This window comes from Thioalkalivibrio paradoxus ARh 1 (assembly GCF_000227685.2).
Taxonomy (GTDB): Bacteria; Pseudomonadota; Gammaproteobacteria; order Ectothiorhodospirales; family Ectothiorhodospiraceae; genus Thioalkalivibrio; species Thioalkalivibrio paradoxus.
In genome coordinates this window covers 786,613-801,932 of sequence record NZ_CP007029.1, presented here as the reverse complement: position 1 = coordinate 801,932, position 15,320 = coordinate 786,613, and the positions used below count along the sequence as shown (strand labels likewise).

Below are 15,320 nucleotides of genomic sequence, written 5' to 3'. Positions count from 1 at the left end.
CATTGGCGCGGGTGGCTCAATCGGGGCGCGGGGGCTGGAGGTCGATCTCGCTTTCGCGCGGGTCCGGGCTGCGCGGCTGCGTCGAGTCGGAGCGCCCCTCGCGCACCGGCACGTTGGCCAGCAACCGGCCCGCACGTTCTTCGAGCCGCTGCCGGGTGGGCTTGTCGGCCAGTTCCTCGCAACTTTCGGCGAGGTGGTGATACAGATCGCGATATGCCCCGGCCATCCCGGCGAACAGCGTCGCGGTACGATCGAAATGCTGGTTCACCGCGCTGCGGTAGCGATTGAGTTCCTGCATACGGCTGTCGAGTTCGTTTTCCAGTTCGCGGATCAGGCGCCGCTCATGGCTGGTTGTCCGGCCGATCCAGAACCCCAGCACGCCTGCCAGCAGCACCGCCAGCAGGATCAGGAGCAACCAGAGACCCATCGTCATCTGCTCTTCCACCGCTTCGTTCCTCAGCGCATATCCCTGAAACCTATTGTGCCCGACCGCAGACCAAGAGGTACAGGAAGCCCGCGGCGGGGGCTCGCCCTGGCGCAGCAACTGCGCTATGGTCGGGGACCGCCCTCGCCCGTCCGTCGCGAAACGCCATGGCCCTGTCCCCCCGTGATGAACAGATCCGCCTCGCCCATGCCGGCCTGATCCGCCTGGTGGTGCAGGCAGCCCAGAATCCGGAAACACGTGCGGAACTCGAGCCCGTGCTGACACAGGCCGAACAGGGCGGATGGACCGACCTGGTCGCGCGCATCCGCAAGATTCTGGACGGGAATCGCGATCCTGCGTTGCTGCTCGGACTGGACGACGAGGACACCGTCATCGTGAAGGCGATCCTCGCCGGGCTTCAGGATCCATCGACGCTGCCGGATCCCGAATCGGGTCCGGACCCCGCCCAGGCCGCACCCGGGCTCGCACAGGTGATCCACGCAGCCAGCCGCGGCGATGCCCAGGCGCTGCACTGGCTTTCACAAATGGCCGAGCAAATGACCCGGGCCGGCGGGGACATGGCGCGCATCGGAGGAATCACCAAGCGCCTGGTAGACGGCGAACGGGATCCGGATACGCTGTGCCGCGGCATGGGCGCCCAAGGCGAGTCCCTGGTGCTGTCGCTGCTGACCGAACTGGGGAAACTGGAACGGCACTGAACGCAGTACCGAACGCGGTCGTTACCATCCCGTGCCGCACGCGCTGCCGCCCCCACCATCGCAAGCGCCGGTACGCGAGGCACCGGAACCGACAGTGCCGGCCAACCGCGTGGCCCTGAGACACACGGCGACCGTCCGCGGTAACGGCTGGGGTGCCCACTCGCCTTGGCCGGTCACAGCGCATGCACCCAGCGCAGCACGGCCTCCTGCAGCCCGGTACCGGCGCCGGTATGGGCGTTCTCGTGGTTCACCAGCAACACGACCAACACGTCCTCGTTGCTGCGAGTCCGCACGAAACCGGCCACCGCCGAAACCTGGTTCAGATGTCCGGTCTTCAGGTGCATGCGACCGCGCTCGGGGCCGTCCTGGAACCGCCGGCGCAGGGTGCCGTCGAGACCGGCGATCGCCAGCGACGACACGAACTCGGGGCGCCAGGGGCTGTCCCATCCGGCCTGCAGCACCTGTGCCAGCTGCAACGGCGTGATCCGCGTGTGCCGGCTGAGCCCGGAGCCGTTGTCGATCACCATGCCGCCCACCGCGACGCCGAGTTCGCCCAGCACCTGGTACAGGGCCTGGCGGGCCTTGTCGACCGTCGCCGGCGGTCCGAAGCGCTCGGCGCCCAGCGTAAGTGCCAACTGCCGGGTGGCCACGTTGGAACTCCATTTGTTGGCCACACGCATAATGTCGCCGAGCGGCCGTGACCTGTGCACCAGAAGCGGATCGGCGTCGGTGTCCGCGCCGGCCCCATACCGGACCTGGCCGGTCAGCTCCCCGCCCCACTGATCCCAGTGCAGCCGGAACAGCTCGCGTTGGTAGATTTCGGGCGCCACCGCGGTTCGCAACAGCTCGTAGCTGCCGCAATTCACTGGGTAGTCGCCGGAAAAGATCACCCGCGGTCCGGTTGCGCCGTTGTCGACCTCGTAGCGGATGCCGCGCTGCCAGGTCCCGCAACTGCCGCTGGACGCACGCAGGCGGTTCACGATCGGCAGACCCGGCAGCGGCGGATCGGCCTCGATGCGGATGCTGCGCCCGTCGGACTCGGGCAGCACGTGAAAGCGCAGCGCGTTGGCGTTCACGTGCAGTGCGTGGGGCGGCTGGTTGTAGGCCCGCAGCGGCTGCCCGTCGAAGGCACCCGGATCCTCGGCCGGCAGACGGAACTGGCTGGTATCGAGCAGCACGTCTCCGTCGATACGGCGCAACCCGGTTCGGCGCAGCGCTGCCAGCATACGCCAGTGCTCCTCACTGACCATGCCCGGGTCGCCGGCGCCGCGCAGAACCAGATCCCCGCGGAGCACGCCGTCACGTACCGGACCGGTCGCGTGGATTTCCGTCTCCCAGATGTAATCCGGACCCAGCTCCGACAGCGCCGCGAGCGTCGTCGCCAGTTTGATCGTCGAAGCCGGGTTGAACTGGCGATCGGCATGCAACTGCACCAGTGGCTCCGGATCGCCCACTCGCTGCACCCACAGGCCGACGGCATCGGCCGGCAGGTTCTGCCCCCGTATGGCCTGCTGCAGCGGCTCGGGCAGCAGCGTAAACGATGACGCCGCCACCGTCGGGCCACCCAGGACCACCAACAGGATCATCAACGCGACCACCGGCATCCGCCACAGCCTCGAGGCGGATCCTGGAACCGCCCCGCGCTGGCCGTCCGCATCCTCGATTCGGCCGGCAACCGCGACCGGCGGCCCCGGCCGACGCCATGACTGGGCGACAGCGCCCCGGCAGCCGCCGCACCCGTTGTTCGAAGCATGCCCTGCGCTCACCTGGCCGGCCCTCCCCTGTCATCACCCGGATCGCTCATGGTGCGCACGGGGCGGTGCGAGTGGCAAGTGGCTTGTCCGCCAGAGGGCCCGCCCGCCCCGTGCGCAGGATCTCTCGGGTCGATCGCCGACATCTCTGCCGGAGCCTCCGGCACCGGCGCGCAGCCCGCGATCAGATCGCCCTGCCCGTAATCGACGCCGAGTTCCCGGTACAGGCGCAGATCGGCGCGCGTTTGCACTCCGTCGGCGACGGTCGCTGCCCCCAGGCGCCGCGCGGTCGCCACCAACCCTTCGAACAGCGACGCCCCGGCGGCGGATGCGCGTGCCTCGCGCAGCAGATCCGGGTCCAGACGCACGAACTCGGGCTCCAGACCGGCAATCACGCCGATCTGGCCGAAGCCGGCACCGACCTCGCTGAGCGCGACGCGAAAGCCCATTTGCCGCAGCTGTGCGCAGCGCCGGATCAGCATTTCGATGTCGTCCACCGCCCCTCGCTGGGCGACTTCGATCACGATATCGGCCGGATCCAGCCCCAGCCGTTCCACGCAGGCATAGGACGGGTGGCGATGCGGATCGCGGTGCAGCAGCGAGTGGGGGAGTGCCGCAATGAACACCGGCACTCCGCGGGGCAAGACCTCCGCCTTGCGCACCAAGGCGCTGATCTGGCAGGCCTGGTCCAGCGCATCCAGGCGTCGCGCCGCTCGGCCCAGCCGGTACAGTTCATCCGCCGAGAGCAGCCCCCGGCGCGGATGATCGAGTCCGCATCGCATCTGATAGCCCAGCAGCCCCCCGGGTTCCGACAGCGCGGCGATCGCCTGGAATCGCGCACGGACGCGAGGCCCCAGTTCCTCCATGATCCAGGGCTCGTGCAAGCGCGTATGCAGCACCGATAGCGGCTCGAGCTCGTCGAGCACCGACAGCGGCAGGCGACCGTCGAAATCCGGCTGGATCCAGACGGCCAGGCAGTCCGCCAGGCTCTCCGCGGGGGTTTCCTGCACCAGCGCGTGCACCAGCTCGGCCCGATCCATCGTCTCCGGCAGCGGAAACGCCCAGATCCGGTGCGATTCCCGACTGAGCGGCCGGCCCCAGCGATTCCAGCTCTTGGGCACGTCGTCTCCGCACAGGCGCAGGACCAGCATGGCTTACCTTCCTCGGCTTCCGGGCCTGAACCAAGGCCTGCAAGACGCGGACCAGGTGCAACCCGCCTCCCGGCTGCGTTCCCAGGTTCAGCGATGCACCGGCACGGTGCAAGACCCGCACCACGGCGGCCACAATGCACCCTCCCGGCGCCGCCGGCAGCAGGATCGCAAACTCAGGCGATGGCCCCGGCGTAGCGCGCCTTCCACCCCGCGTACTCGTCCACCAGCTTTCGCACCGTCTCGGCGTCGTAGGGGCGCAGCCCGCTCAGCACCAGGTGCTTGCTGCCCGTCGCGAACGGCTCTCCGTCGACGCAAAGCGCGTAATCGAGCCGCGCTTCCCCGCGCTTGCCGTCGACGCGCATGTCGGCTGCCTTCAGGCGCGGCTGCACGGTCTCGGTGAGGCTACCGACCGGCTCGCGCAGCGACAGCGACATCCGGTCGTACATCACCAGCGGCCGTGCCGGATTGACCATCACCGCGTGCCGCTCCATCAGCGGGACGAGCACATGCGGGAAATTCTCGCCGGAGAACGCGACATAGCTTCGCGTCAGGGCCTCGACGGTATAGCCGTCCGTGACCACTGGCCCTTCGCGCTCCACTTCGAGGTACTTCTTGCCTTGGCTGTCCATCACGGCGAACGCCGTGCCCGGATCGTCGGGGAACACCAGCGCCACTCCGGCCCCGACCATGCCGACGAAACGGAGGTGCATCCCCGCGCTGACGCCGTAACGTGCGAGCACCAGCGCGAACAGCAGGTCTCCGGGGACACAGAAGCGCCGCGAGCCCGGATCGTGGATCGGGTTGAAATCCCCGGCAATCTCCTTGGCAAAGCGGCTGGCCTGCTCGGGCTCGATGTACACGAGCCCATCGCGCAGGGTATGGAAGGATTGCAGAAAGGAACCGTCGGTCACCGTCTATCCCCTGGCAAGTGGTCGAAACCCGTGAACTATAGCCCCAAATGCCCCCGAATGACCCTCAGGAACTCGTCGCCATAGCGATCGAGCTTGCTGATGCCAACACCCGATATCCCCGCCATCTGGTCGAGCGTGACCGGAGCCTGGTGCAGCATCTCGGCCAGCGTCGCGTCGTGAAAGATCACGTAGGGCGGCACGCCCTGGGCGTCCGCGAGCCGCCGTCGGCAGGCGCGCAACGCCTCCCACAGGGCCTGGTCCTCGGGCGCCAGGTCGGCGGCAGGCCTGGCCGCCCGGCTGCCGCGTTCGCGCCGCGACCTCGCCGGACGCTGTTCGCGGCGCAGTTCCACCGCGGCCTCGCCGCGCAACAGCGGGCGGCAGGATTCGTCCAGGCTGAGACCGCCGTGGCCATCGACATCCACCCGCAACAGGCCGCGTGCGATCAGTTGCCGGAACAGCACGCGCCACTCGGCAGGCTCGAGTTCGGTGCCGATCCCGAAGGTACTCAGGTGATGATGGCCCAATGCTCGCAGACGGTCGGTCTCGCGGCCCCGCAGCACGTCGATCAGGTAGTTCACTCCGAAGCGCTCGCCAGTGCGATAGACGCAGGACAGCGCCTTGCGCGCGGGTTCGGTGGCATCCCAGGTCGCGGGCGGTTCCAGGCAGGTGTCGCAGTTCCCGCAGGGCGACTCGAGGTCGTCGCCGAAGTACGCGAGCAGCGCCTGACGCCGGCAACTGGTGAGTTCACAAAGCCCCAGCATCGCCTCGAGCTTCTGCCGTTCGACGCGCTTGTGGCCGTCGTCCGCGGTGGATTGGTCCAGCATCTGGCGCAGGGTGATCACATCCTGCAGGCCGTACAGCATCCAGGCGTCCGCCGGCAGGCCGTCGCGTCCGGCGCGCCCGGTCTCCTGGTAATACGCCTCGATGCTCTTGGGCAGGTTCAGGTGCGCCACGAACCGGACATTGGGCTTGTCGATTCCCATGCCGAACGCGATGGTGGCGACCATGATCACCCCGTCGCCGGTCAGAAACCGCTTCTGGTTGCGGTCGCGTTCGGCGGCGCTCAGTCCGGCGTGATACGGCAGCGCCTCCAGCCCCTGATCCGCGAGCCACTGCGCAATCGCCTCGACGCGCTTGCGGCTCAGGCAATACACGATCCCGGCCTCACCCGGATGTTCCTGGCGAATGAAGCGCAACAGCCGATCGCGGGCGCTGCCGCCGCCGGCGTCCGACTGCGCGATGCGATAGCGAATATTGGGCCGGTCGAAACGGCTGACGAACTGCCGGGCCCGTTCCAGCCCCAGGCGGGTGACGATCTCCCGCCGGGTCGGGGCATCGGCGGTGGCGGTCAGCGCCAGGCGCGGCACTCCCGGAAAGCGCTCCGCCAGCAACGAGAGCTGGATGTATTCGGGGCGGAAGTCGTGGCCCCACTGCGACACGCAGTGGGCCTCGTCGATCGCGAACAGCGCCACCCGCGCACGCGCCAACAGCTCCAGAGTACGCGGCAGCATCAGGCGCTCCGGAGCGATATACAGCAGGTCGAGCCGGCCGTCGAGCAGCGCCCGTTCCGCCTCCTGGATGCGCGCGATCGGTTCCGCGGAATTCAGCGCCGCCGCGCGGACCCCGCTTTGCCTCAGCGCAGCCACCTGGTCCTGCATCAGCGCAATCAGCGGCGAGATCACCACCCCGCAGCCCTCCCGCATCAGCGCCGGGATCTGGTAGCAGAGCGACTTGCCGCCGCCGGTCGGCATCAGGACCAGCGCATCCGCGCCCCCGGCGACGCAGTCGATGATCTCGCGCTGCCGGCCGCGGAAGCCGGAATAGCCGAACACCTCGGACAGGATCCGCTCGGGATCCGGAACCCGGCGCGCCTCTGCGGAGGGCTGCGCAGCGTGGCCGGCCTGGGCCGTGGGGCTCACGGCGCGCTCGGATTCGGGCAACGGTTTGTCATCCACCTTCCACATCCTGTCCTCTCCCCTCCGTGGGCGATCGGGAATACCTCTGGGGGCGATGCAAACCGCGCTTCCCGCCGGGCACACTGGACCGCGCTGTGCACCGCGCCTAGAGTGGCCGCCCTGCATCCACCCTCAATGAACCGGGAATTCTGCCATGCGTGGGCACGCATCGCTCGTGGACGCGCCCGACGGGGCCGTGAACTGGCGCATCATCCGCAGCCTGCTGCCGTACTTGTCCGAGTTTCGCGGCCGCCTGTTCCTGGCGATGGGCCTGATGGGGCTGGCCAAGCTCGCGAACGTCACCGTGCCGCTGGCGCTGAAGTACATCGTCGACCACTTCGAGGGTGCCGGTACCGCCGAGGCGCTGGTCACCGTGCCGCTGGCCCTGCTGATCGCCTATGGCCTGCTGCGATTCTCCGCGACCTTTTTCGGCGAACTGCGCGACGCGGTATTCGTGCGCGTCGCGGAACGCGCGATGCGCCGTGCCGCGCTGCGCGTGTTCCAGCACCTGCACCGGCTGGAACTCGGCTTCCACCTGTCGCGCCAGACGGGCGGGCTGTCGCGCGACATCGAGCGCGGCACCGCCGGAATCAGCTTCCTGCTGCGCTTCATGGTGTTCAACATCCTGCCGACGATCATCGAGATCCTGCTGGTCGCGGTGATCCTGCTGGTCGCGGTCGGACCGATCTTCATGTTCACCGTGCTCGCGGCGATCGCGGTGTACGTCGCCTTTTCGGTGTGGATCACCGAGTGGCGGACCCGCTTCGTGCGCGAGGCCAACCTGCGCGACAACGAATCGAACACCCGCGCGATCGACAGCCTGCTGAACTACGAGACCGTGAAGTACTTCGGCAACGAGCGCTTCGAGGCCGAGCGCTACGACCGGGGGCTCGCGGCGTGGGAGACGGCACGCATGAAGAACGTGCTGTCGCTGGTACTGCTGAACAGCGGCCAGGCATTGATCATCGCCGCCGCGATCACGGTGATGATGGTGTTGGCGGCCCACCAGGTCGCGGCCGGAACCATGACCCTCGGCGACCTGGTGATGGTGAACGCCTATATGATCCAGCTGTTCATCCCGCTGAACTTCCTGGGGTTCGTCTACCGCGAGATCCGCCAGTCACTGGCCAACATCGAGCGTCTGTTCGGGCTGCTCGAGAAGCCGGTGAAGGTCGAGGACCGACCGGGCGCTCCCGATCTGCAGGTCGCCTCCGGCAGGGTGCGCTTCGAGGACGTGCATTTCCGCTACCACCCGGACCGCCCGATCCTCGAGGGTATTTCGCTGGAGATTCCGGCGGGCCAGAAGGTCGCGGTGGTCGGGCCGAGCGGGGCAGGCAAGTCGACGCTGTCGCGGCTGCTGTTCCGCTTCTACGACGTCGATCAAGGCCGGATCACGATCGACGGTCAGGACATCCGCGCGGTGACGCAGGACAGCCTGCGCCGCGCAATCGGCGTGGTGCCGCAGGACACGGTGCTGTTCAACGAGAGCATCGCATACAACATCGCCTACGGGCGCCCGGAAGCGACGCCCGAGGAAATCCGCGAGGCGGTGCGCCTCGCCCACCTCGAGGACTTCGTGTCGCGCCTGCCCAAGGGGCTCGACACCGTCGTCGGCGAGCGCGGGCTGAAGGTTTCCGGGGGCGAGAAGCAGCGCATCGCGATTGCGCGAATGCTGTTGAAGGATCCGCCGATCCTGGTGTTCGACGAAGCCACGTCGTCGCTGGACTCGAGGTCGGAGAAGGCGATTCTTGCGGCGCTGAACGAGGTCGCGGCGCGGCGGACCACGCTGGTAATCGCGCATCGGCTATCCACCGTGATGGACGCCGACAACATCGTGGTGCTGGAGAACGGCCGCGTGATCGAACAGGGTACCCATCTGGAGCTGCTGGCCCGGGACGGCACCTACCGGCGCCTCTGGGAGCACCAGCACGACAGTGGGTCACCGCGGGGGAGCGGCACGGCCCGGGAGTTCGATCCCCACCACGATTCGGCATCCGAACCCGAGCGCGGTCGGTAAGCCTCCGACGGCCGCCCGGATGCGGCGATGGCGGACGGTTCGGGGCGGAGCTTAACGTGAGAGTCACGGCCTGTCTCGTGTCCCGGGCGACCCGTAGGGCGGAAAAGCGCAGCGTCATCCGCCGTACGGCGTTCGTAGCGCCCAGGCGCCCGCGGCAATCCGGGCGCCAGCTGGCGGATGACGGCCTTCGGCCTTTTCCGCCCTACGCCTCTTTCATCATCGGGGGTGGCCACATAGGCCATGGAAGTTAGGCCGGCACCCGCAAGGGGCCACGGTCCGAGGTCGCGGCCGGCAGGCGCCGCGCCCACCAGCGGGGACCAGCCCCCGCACTGCATCGCGCCCCGTTGAAAGTGGAACGCGGCGAGCTGGCGCCTCCGGGCCTGCCCGCAGGGGTCGACCGGGCAGCCGTGCGCCTCAGTCGCGCTTGAGCAGGTCGGCGAGTCCCGCGAACGGGTTGTGGGTCGCCGTCTTCCCCGAAGGCTTGTCGCTGCTCGGGGTCGCGTCCACGTAGCGCTGGTGCTCGTTATCGTGGCAGTACACGCACAGCAGCTCCCAGTTGCTGCCGTCCAGCGGGTTGTTGTCGTGGTTGTGGTCGCGGTGGTGCACCGTGAGTTCGCGCACGTTCGCGGCCGTGAACTCGCGGCCGCAACGCCCGCAGACCCAGGGGTACATTTTCAGGGCCCGTTCGCGGTAACCCTGCTCGCGTTCGGCCTTCTCGCGCTGGGCCTTGGCCACGATCGCATCCAGCCGTGAGGAATCGCGCTGGCTCATGCTCCGCCTCCGTCGTCGTCTGACGCGACTTTAGGCGAACTCCGGCCGCTTGGGAATTCCCCTGCCCCGTTTCCGGGCGTTGCACGGGGACTGCGCCCCGATCGGGTGCAGGCCCAGCCGGCCGCCCTGACGGCGGCTAGCGCGAGGACGCGCGTGCGGCCGGCTCCCGCCGGGACTCGATCCGGGCCGGTCCGGCGCCTGCGCGCACCATCAGCAGGACCGCGTGCCGTGACACTCCAGCGCGGCGCCAACCGCGCTGCGCTGCCGATCGACGCCACTCTCGGTGAACAGGATGATCAGCAGCCCGGCGGTCAGGCCAATGATCACGGCCTCCACCAGGACCTTCGTCTTCTTCCAGCGCCATTTGCCTCGCTTCATGGCCGACCTCCCCGCGCGGAATCCACGAGACGGGTCGCGCCAAGGTGTGCATGCAGGAAACGTTCCTCACTCCCCGGCGCCCGATCGGCGAGAGGCTCGGCTGCAAGCGAGCAGGTCCCGAGGGGCTTCCCCGATGACCCGCCTACTGGAAGCTGCCCCCGGTGATGCGTTCTTCCTCGTCGAGGTCGGCGAAGTAGCGGCTGTTGTCGGTGCGGTACTCGCGGGTGGCGATGTCGCCGGGAAGGATCAACACCACGTCCGGGTACACCTCGCGGAACTCGTCGGGCGTCGGTGCCAACGCAAGAAAGGCCTCGAACTCGGCCATGTCGGTGACCACGCCTGCGCGCGGTTCCGGAAGTTCCCGGGTCTCGTTCATCGCGCAACCCGGGACCGCGGCGAGCGACAGCAGCAGAAGCAGGATCCAGGCATGGGGCTTCATCTCGGTTCTCCAAGGTGCACGCGACGGGCTGGCACCCGCGCAGCGGTCCCCGGGGAGTCTATCGGAGAGCTTGGAAACGGGCCAGCTAGGTGCCAGCGTCCGCTACGGGGGCCGAACGCCGTCCGCAGCGCATCACGCCGAGAGGGTCCCCGGAGCCCCGCTGGATTGCCGCGCGTCGCTCGCGATGACAGAGCCCTTCGTTCCGCGTGTCGGCCAGCGTTTCCTCAGGCGGCTACGCCGTGCTCCCGGGTGGAGTGGAATTCGACCTCCGGCCATTTCTCGATCGCCATCTGCAGGTTTACGCGCGTCGGCGCGATGTACACGAGGTCACCACCGTGGTCGATCGCGAGGTTACTCGCCGCCTTGTCCTTGAACTCCTCGAACCGCTTCGGCTCGTTGGAACTGACCCAACGCGCAGTCTGCACGTTCACGGGCTCGAACCGGCAGTCGACCTTGTACTCGGTGCGCAGGCGCTCGGCGACGACATCGAACTGCAGCACGCCGACCGCGCCCAGGATCAGGTCGTTGTTGGTCAGCGGCCGGTACAGCTGCGTCGCGCCCTCTTCGCAGAGCTCCTGCAGCCCCTTCGCAAGCTGCTTCATCTTCAGCGGATCGCGCAACTGCGCCCGCCGGAACAGCTCCGGCGCGAAATTGGGGATGCCGGTGAAGTGCAGCATCTCGCCCTCGGTGAAGGTATCCCCGATGCGGATCGTGCCGTGGTTGTGCAGTCCGATGATGTCGCCGGGGTATGCCGTCTCCACGTGCTCGCGATCCGACGCCATGAACGTCAGCGCATCGGGGATCTTCACGTCTCGGCCCAGACGCACGTGGCGCAGCTTCGCCCCCTTCGTGAAGGTGCCGGAGCAGATGCGCAGGAACGCGATGCGGTCGCGGTGGTTCGGATCCATGTTCGCCTGGATCTTGAACACGAAGCCGCTGAACGCCGTTTCCGACGGTTCGACCACCCGCGAGCGCGCTGCGCGCGGCTGCGGCGCAGGAGCGTACTCGACGAAATCGTCCAACAGTTCCTGCACGCCGAAGTTGTTGATCGCGGAGCCGAAAAACACCGGCGTCTGGGTTCCTGCCAGATACGCGTCCGGATCGAACGCATGCGACGCGCCCTGCACCAGTTCCAGCTCCTCGCGCAGATCCTGTGCCTGGGAACCCAGCACCTCGTCCAGACGCGGATTGTCGAGCCCCTGGATCACCTCGCCCTGCAGGATCTTGCCGCCGTGGGTCGGCGAATACATATGCACCGCGTCGCGGGCCAAGTGGTACACACCGCGAAAGCGCTTGCCCATTCCGATCGGCCAGGTCACCGGCGCGCACTGGATCTTCAGCACGTCCTCGACCTCGTCGAGCAGTTCGATCGGGTCGCGCCCCTCGCGGTCGAGCTTGTTCACGAAGGTCATGATCGGCGTGTCGCGCAGCCGGCAGACCTCCATCAGCTTGATCGTGCGCTCCTCGACGCCCTTGGCCGCGTCGATCACCATCAGCGCCGAGTCCACCGCGGTCAACGTGCGGTAGGTATCCTCGGAGAAGTCCTCGTGCCCGGGGGTGTCGAGCAGGTTCACGATCCGGTCGCGGTACGGGAACTGCATCACCGACGAAGTCACCGAGATCCCGCGCTGCTTCTCCATCTCCATCCAGTCGGAGGTCGCGTGGCGCGCGCTCTTGCGCCCCTTCACCGTGCCGGCGAGCTGGATCGCGCCGCCGAACAGCAGCAGCTTCTCCGTGATCGTGGTCTTGCCGGCGTCGGGATGCGAAATGATCGCGAACGTGCGGCGGCGGGCGGTTTCCTGGGGGAACGACATCGGGCAGGCTCGAGCGGGTAGAGAAAAGCCGAGCATTGTACCGCTCGCGTCGAGTCCGTGCAGAGTTTCCGCGTTGCGCCCGGACTCGCGAGGGGCTCCTTGCGGCCCTGGGACTAAACCGCTCGCGCGGTAGTGGGGGGCTCTGATCGGCGCCTGGGGTGAGGTGGCATCGATTCCATCTCCTATGTTCGGGAATGAGGCAACCCGCCTCGTTCTGCGACAGGAGCGATCCGATGACACAGGCCACGTCCCCGATCAGTCCGTTACGCCAGCGCATGCTCGATGACATGCGGATGCGCAAGCTCGCACCCAAGACCCAGAGCAACTATCTCCGGGCCGTGCAGCGCTTCGCCGGTTTTCTTGGGCGCGCGCCGAGCCGCGTCACCGGCGAGGAGTTGCGGCAGTTCCAGTTGTCGCTGGTCGATGCCGGCTTGTCACCGACGGCGTTGAACGGCACCCTCAGCGGCCTCAAGTTCTTTCTCGAGGTGACCCTCGACCGTGCCGCGCTGGCGCAGAAGCTGCGCCCGGTGCGGGTGCCGCGCACCCTGCCGGTGGTGTTGAGTCCGCAGGAGGTGGCCCGGCTGATCGCCGGGGCCGGCAACCTCAAGCACCGGACGGCCCTGTCGGTGGCCTACGGTGCCGGGCTGCGTGCCAGCGAGGTGGTGAACCTCAAGGTCGGCGACATCGACAGCGAGCGCATGGCCTTGCGTATCGAGCAGGGCAAGGGGCGCAAGGACCGCTATGCCATGCTCTCGCCGCTGCTGCTCGAGCGGCTGCGCACCTGGTGGCGTGTGGCCCATGCCCAGGGCAAGATGCTCGATGGCGGCTGGCTGTTCCCGGGGCAGAACGTCATTGACCCGATGAGCACCCGGCAACTGAACCGCGCGGTGCATGCCGCCGCAGCCAACGCCGAGCTGGACAAGCGGGTGTCGATGCACACGCTGAGGCACAGCTTCGCCACCCACCTGCTGGAGCAGAAGGTCGACATTCGGATCATCCAGGTGCTGCTGGGACACAAGAAGCTGGACACCACCGCCCTCTATACGCACGTGGCCACCGAGCTCCTGCGCACGGTGATCAGTCCGCTGGAGGCGACGCGCTCCGGGTAGGTTCGTGCCATGGCGCGTTCCTCCCTTGAGGTCGCGGAGATCTTCCGGACCCACGGGCCGGCCTGGCGGCAGGCGCAGCACGGGCACCTGAGCCGCGGCCAGTACCGGGTCATGGCGGCGATCGAGCGCTGCCGCAGCGCAGCGCTGGGCGGCCATGTGCTGCAGTGCCCGGCCTGCGCCCACGCCGAGATCGCCTACAACTCCTGCCGCAACCGGCATTGCCCGAAGTGCCAGGGCAGCGCGGCACGGCGCTGGCTCGAGGACCGGCAGAACGACCTGTTGCCGGTCGAGTACTACCACGTGGTGTTCACCCTGCCGGCGCCGATCCAGGCGATCGCCTACACCAACAAGGCGGTGGTCTACCGCCTGCTGTTCCAGGTGGCGGCCGAGACCTTGCAGACGATCGCTGCCGACCCCCGTCACCTGGGCGCACGTATCGGTGTGACCCTGGTCCTGCACACTTGGGGCTCGGCGCTGACGCACCATCCGCACGTGCATGGGATCGTTCCCGGGGGTGGCCTCTCCGCCGATGGCCAGCACTGGATCGCCTGCCGGCCGGGCTTCTTCCTGCCGGTCCGCGTCCTCTCGCGGCGCTTCCGCCACCGCTTCCTCGAGGCCCTGGCGGGCGCGCACGCAGCCGGCCAGTTGCAGTTCTTCGGGAACGATGCGCACCTCACCGAGACCACCGCCTTCGCCGCCTGGCTGCGCGCGTTGCGTGCGACCGAATGGGTGGTCTATGCCAAGCGCCCCTTCGCCGGACCCGCTGCCGTGCTGGCGTATCTGTCCCGCTATACCCACCGGGTCGCGATCGCCAACCGCCGGCTCATCGCCCTGGAGCAGGGCCAGGTCACCTTCCGCTGGAAGGACTATCGCGCCAAGGGAAGGACCAAGCACAAGACCATGACCCTCGCCGCCGAGGAGTTCATGCGCCGCTTCCTGCTGCACGTACTGCCCTCGGGCTTCCACCGCATCCGACACTACGGCCTGCTCGCCAATGCCGGCCGCCGGGCGCACCTGGCCCGCGCACGCGAACTCCTGCAGGTGTCGGCGGCCGCACCAGCCGGGACCGACCGCACCGACCCCGCGGCACCGGCACCACCCGAGCCGAGCGCACCCACCTACGTCTGCCCGGATTGCGGAGCACCGATGCAGATCCTGGATACGCTGGTTCGGGGACCGTACATCCGCGCACCGCCGCCCGCACAGGCTGCTGCATGACCGCGCACCACCCAGCGACTGCCCACCCGCGATGGCTCTGCCACGAGCCACCGCTCGAGACCGCTTGGGTCCAATCGTCCCCGGGGCGCAGCGGAACCCTTCAGCGGCACCGAAAAACCCTCCCTGCCGCGCCGATCCGAGGCTCCTGCAGCCACCCCAACGCGTTCCCGGTGGTGCTCGTTGCCCACACCCCCACCACCCGGGCCCATCCAATCCCCATAGCGCTCCGGGCCACCCCGGCCACCGGGGCGCGGCCCGCGGTTTCCTCCCTGGAGGGTTGTCGGACGCCTGCCCCCTGATCTTGGCGGGAGGCCTCATGCGCTCGCGGTCGCGGGCAGGCGTCCGACAACCCTAAACCAGAAAACGGCCACTCGGTCTCGATGGATGAGGGTCCCCAGTCGAACGACAAGCGGACAGCGTTCACGCACCCCTTGGTAATCGGTTGAACGAAGGGTTCACACTACCTATCGAGGCTTGCTACTCTCCGAATCCCCTCTCCCAAGCATGGGGCTTTTCATGAAACAGGATGAAGCAGAAAAGGCCGACAAGGTTTCTTTCGAATTCAATGAATAGGCCGCAACTATACCGGCGTGCAATCCGACGATGTGATGAGCGTGATGCCCTAGCCAATCGGATGTCCATCGGCGCACAGAAGCGCTGTGA

General features: G+C 68.0%; 14 protein-coding genes. 5 read left to right on the top strand and 9 right to left on the bottom strand.

Going from position 1 to position 15,320, the window contains the following annotated elements; translation table 11 throughout:
* Positions 1 to 16: 16 nt before the first annotated feature.
* Positions 17 to 445 carry a YhcB family protein gene (locus THITH_RS03675; protein ID WP_025367238.1) on the bottom strand — a complete coding sequence of 143 codons (429 nt, stop codon included), beginning with the start codon at positions 443 to 445 and terminating at the stop codon, positions 17 to 19.
* A 146-nt stretch (positions 446 to 591) separates the two neighbouring features.
* Here THITH_RS03675 and THITH_RS03670 point away from each other — a divergent pair, with 146 nt between their 5' ends.
* Positions 592 to 1,143, top strand: a complete 552-nt coding sequence (locus THITH_RS03670) for a hypothetical protein (RefSeq protein ID WP_006745843.1) — start codon at positions 592 to 594, stop codon at positions 1,141 to 1,143.
* A 173-nt stretch (positions 1,144 to 1,316) separates the two neighbouring features.
* On the opposite strand, the gene dacB is transcribed toward THITH_RS03670, so the two are convergent.
* The 4 genes from dacB to recQ form a co-directional block, all read right to left on the bottom strand.
* Complete coding sequence (gene dacB, locus THITH_RS03665) at positions 1,317 to 2,729, bottom strand: D-alanyl-D-alanine carboxypeptidase/D-alanyl-D-alanine endopeptidase (protein ID WP_025367237.1); 1,413 nt, start codon at positions 2,727 to 2,729, stop codon at positions 1,317 to 1,319.
* 176 nt (positions 2,730 to 2,905) lie between these two features.
* Entirely contained in the window at positions 2,906 to 4,045 is a 1,140-nt protein-coding gene (locus THITH_RS03660; RefSeq protein ID WP_006745845.1) for an EAL domain-containing protein, read from the bottom strand.
* Positions 4,046 to 4,218: 173 nt separating this feature from the next.
* On the bottom strand, positions 4,219 to 4,956 hold the full coding sequence (locus THITH_RS03655; RefSeq protein WP_006745846.1) for a DUF3581 domain-containing protein: 738 nt from the start codon (positions 4,954 to 4,956) through the stop codon (positions 4,219 to 4,221).
* A 35-nt stretch (positions 4,957 to 4,991) separates the two neighbouring features.
* Positions 4,992 to 6,875 carry a DNA helicase RecQ gene (gene recQ / locus THITH_RS03650; RefSeq protein ID WP_025367236.1) on the bottom strand — a complete coding sequence of 628 codons (1,884 nt, stop codon included), beginning with the start codon at positions 6,873 to 6,875 and terminating at the stop codon, positions 4,992 to 4,994.
* A gap of 190 nt (positions 6,876 to 7,065) precedes the next feature.
* On the opposite strand from recQ, the gene THITH_RS03645 reads away from it, so the two are divergent.
* Positions 7,066 to 8,928, top strand: coding sequence for an ABCB family ABC transporter ATP-binding protein/permease (locus tag THITH_RS03645; RefSeq protein WP_006745848.1), 1,863 nt, complete (start codon positions 7,066 to 7,068; stop codon positions 8,926 to 8,928).
* 56 nt (positions 8,929 to 8,984) lie between these two features.
* Positions 8,985 to 9,179 carry a hypothetical protein gene (locus tag THITH_RS19000; RefSeq protein ID WP_084222610.1) on the top strand — a complete coding sequence of 65 codons (195 nt, stop codon included), beginning with the start codon at positions 8,985 to 8,987 and terminating at the stop codon, positions 9,177 to 9,179.
* A 163-nt stretch (positions 9,180 to 9,342) separates the two neighbouring features.
* Here THITH_RS19000 and THITH_RS03640 read toward each other — a convergent pair whose 3' ends face one another.
* From THITH_RS03640 to THITH_RS03630, 4 genes are all read right to left on the bottom strand, one after another.
* A complete protein-coding gene (locus THITH_RS03640; RefSeq protein ID WP_006745849.1) occupies positions 9,343 to 9,699 on the bottom strand; it encodes a YajD family HNH nuclease in 357 nt (118 codons plus the stop codon).
* Positions 9,700 to 9,909: 210 nt separating this feature from the next.
* Positions 9,910 to 10,077, bottom strand: coding sequence for a hypothetical protein (locus tag THITH_RS18440; RefSeq protein ID WP_006745850.1), 168 nt, complete (start codon positions 10,075 to 10,077; stop codon positions 9,910 to 9,912).
* Between the two features lie 142 nt (positions 10,078 to 10,219).
* A complete protein-coding gene (locus THITH_RS03635) occupies positions 10,220 to 10,516 on the bottom strand; it encodes a hypothetical protein (protein WP_006745851.1) in 297 nt (98 codons plus the stop codon).
* Between the two features lie 224 nt (positions 10,517 to 10,740).
* Positions 10,741 to 12,330 (bottom strand): peptide chain release factor 3, encoded by a 1,590-nt coding sequence (locus THITH_RS03630; RefSeq protein ID WP_006745852.1) that lies wholly within the window; start codon positions 12,328 to 12,330, stop codon positions 10,741 to 10,743.
* A gap of 233 nt (positions 12,331 to 12,563) precedes the next feature.
* Between THITH_RS03630 and THITH_RS03625 the strand changes: the two genes are divergently transcribed.
* On the top strand, positions 12,564 to 13,439 hold the full coding sequence (locus tag THITH_RS03625; RefSeq protein ID WP_006745853.1) for a tyrosine-type recombinase/integrase: 876 nt from the start codon (positions 12,564 to 12,566) through the stop codon (positions 13,437 to 13,439).
* 9 nt (positions 13,440 to 13,448) lie between these two features.
* Complete coding sequence (locus tag THITH_RS03620) at positions 13,449 to 14,657, top strand: IS91 family transposase (RefSeq protein WP_006745854.1); 1,209 nt, start codon at positions 13,449 to 13,451, stop codon at positions 14,655 to 14,657.
* The last annotated feature ends 663 nt before the right edge of the window (positions 14,658 to 15,320 follow it).

What these genes read in the sequence shown, in the direction of transcription:
- THITH_RS18440 (WP_006745850.1), bottom strand. Translation starts at nt 10,077, where the DNA reads ATGAAGCGAGGCAAATGGCGCTGGAAGAAGACGAAGGTCCTGGTGGAG.
- THITH_RS03660 (WP_006745845.1), bottom strand. Translation starts at nt 4,045, where the DNA reads ATGCTGGTCCTGCGCCTGTGCGGAGACGACGTGCCCAAGAGCTGGAAT.
- THITH_RS03645 (WP_006745848.1), top strand. Translation starts at nt 7,066, where the DNA reads ATGCGTGGGCACGCATCGCTCGTGGACGCGCCCGACGGGGCCGTGAAC.
- THITH_RS03625 (WP_006745853.1), top strand. Translation starts at nt 12,564, where the DNA reads ATGACACAGGCCACGTCCCCGATCAGTCCGTTACGCCAGCGCATGCTC.
- THITH_RS03620 (WP_006745854.1), top strand. Translation starts at nt 13,449, where the DNA reads ATGGCGCGTTCCTCCCTTGAGGTCGCGGAGATCTTCCGGACCCACGGG.
- THITH_RS03640 (WP_006745849.1), bottom strand. Translation starts at nt 9,699, where the DNA reads ATGAGCCAGCGCGATTCCTCACGGCTGGATGCGATCGTGGCCAAGGCC.
- THITH_RS03630 (WP_006745852.1), bottom strand. Translation starts at nt 12,330, where the DNA reads ATGTCGTTCCCCCAGGAAACCGCCCGCCGCCGCACGTTCGCGATCATT.
- THITH_RS03635 (WP_006745851.1), bottom strand. Translation starts at nt 10,516, where the DNA reads ATGAAGCCCCATGCCTGGATCCTGCTTCTGCTGCTGTCGCTCGCCGCG.
- THITH_RS03670 (WP_006745843.1), top strand. Translation starts at nt 592, where the DNA reads ATGGCCCTGTCCCCCCGTGATGAACAGATCCGCCTCGCCCATGCCGGC.
- dacB (WP_025367237.1), bottom strand. Translation starts at nt 2,729, where the DNA reads ATGATCCTGTTGGTGGTCCTGGGTGGCCCGACGGTGGCGGCGTCATCG.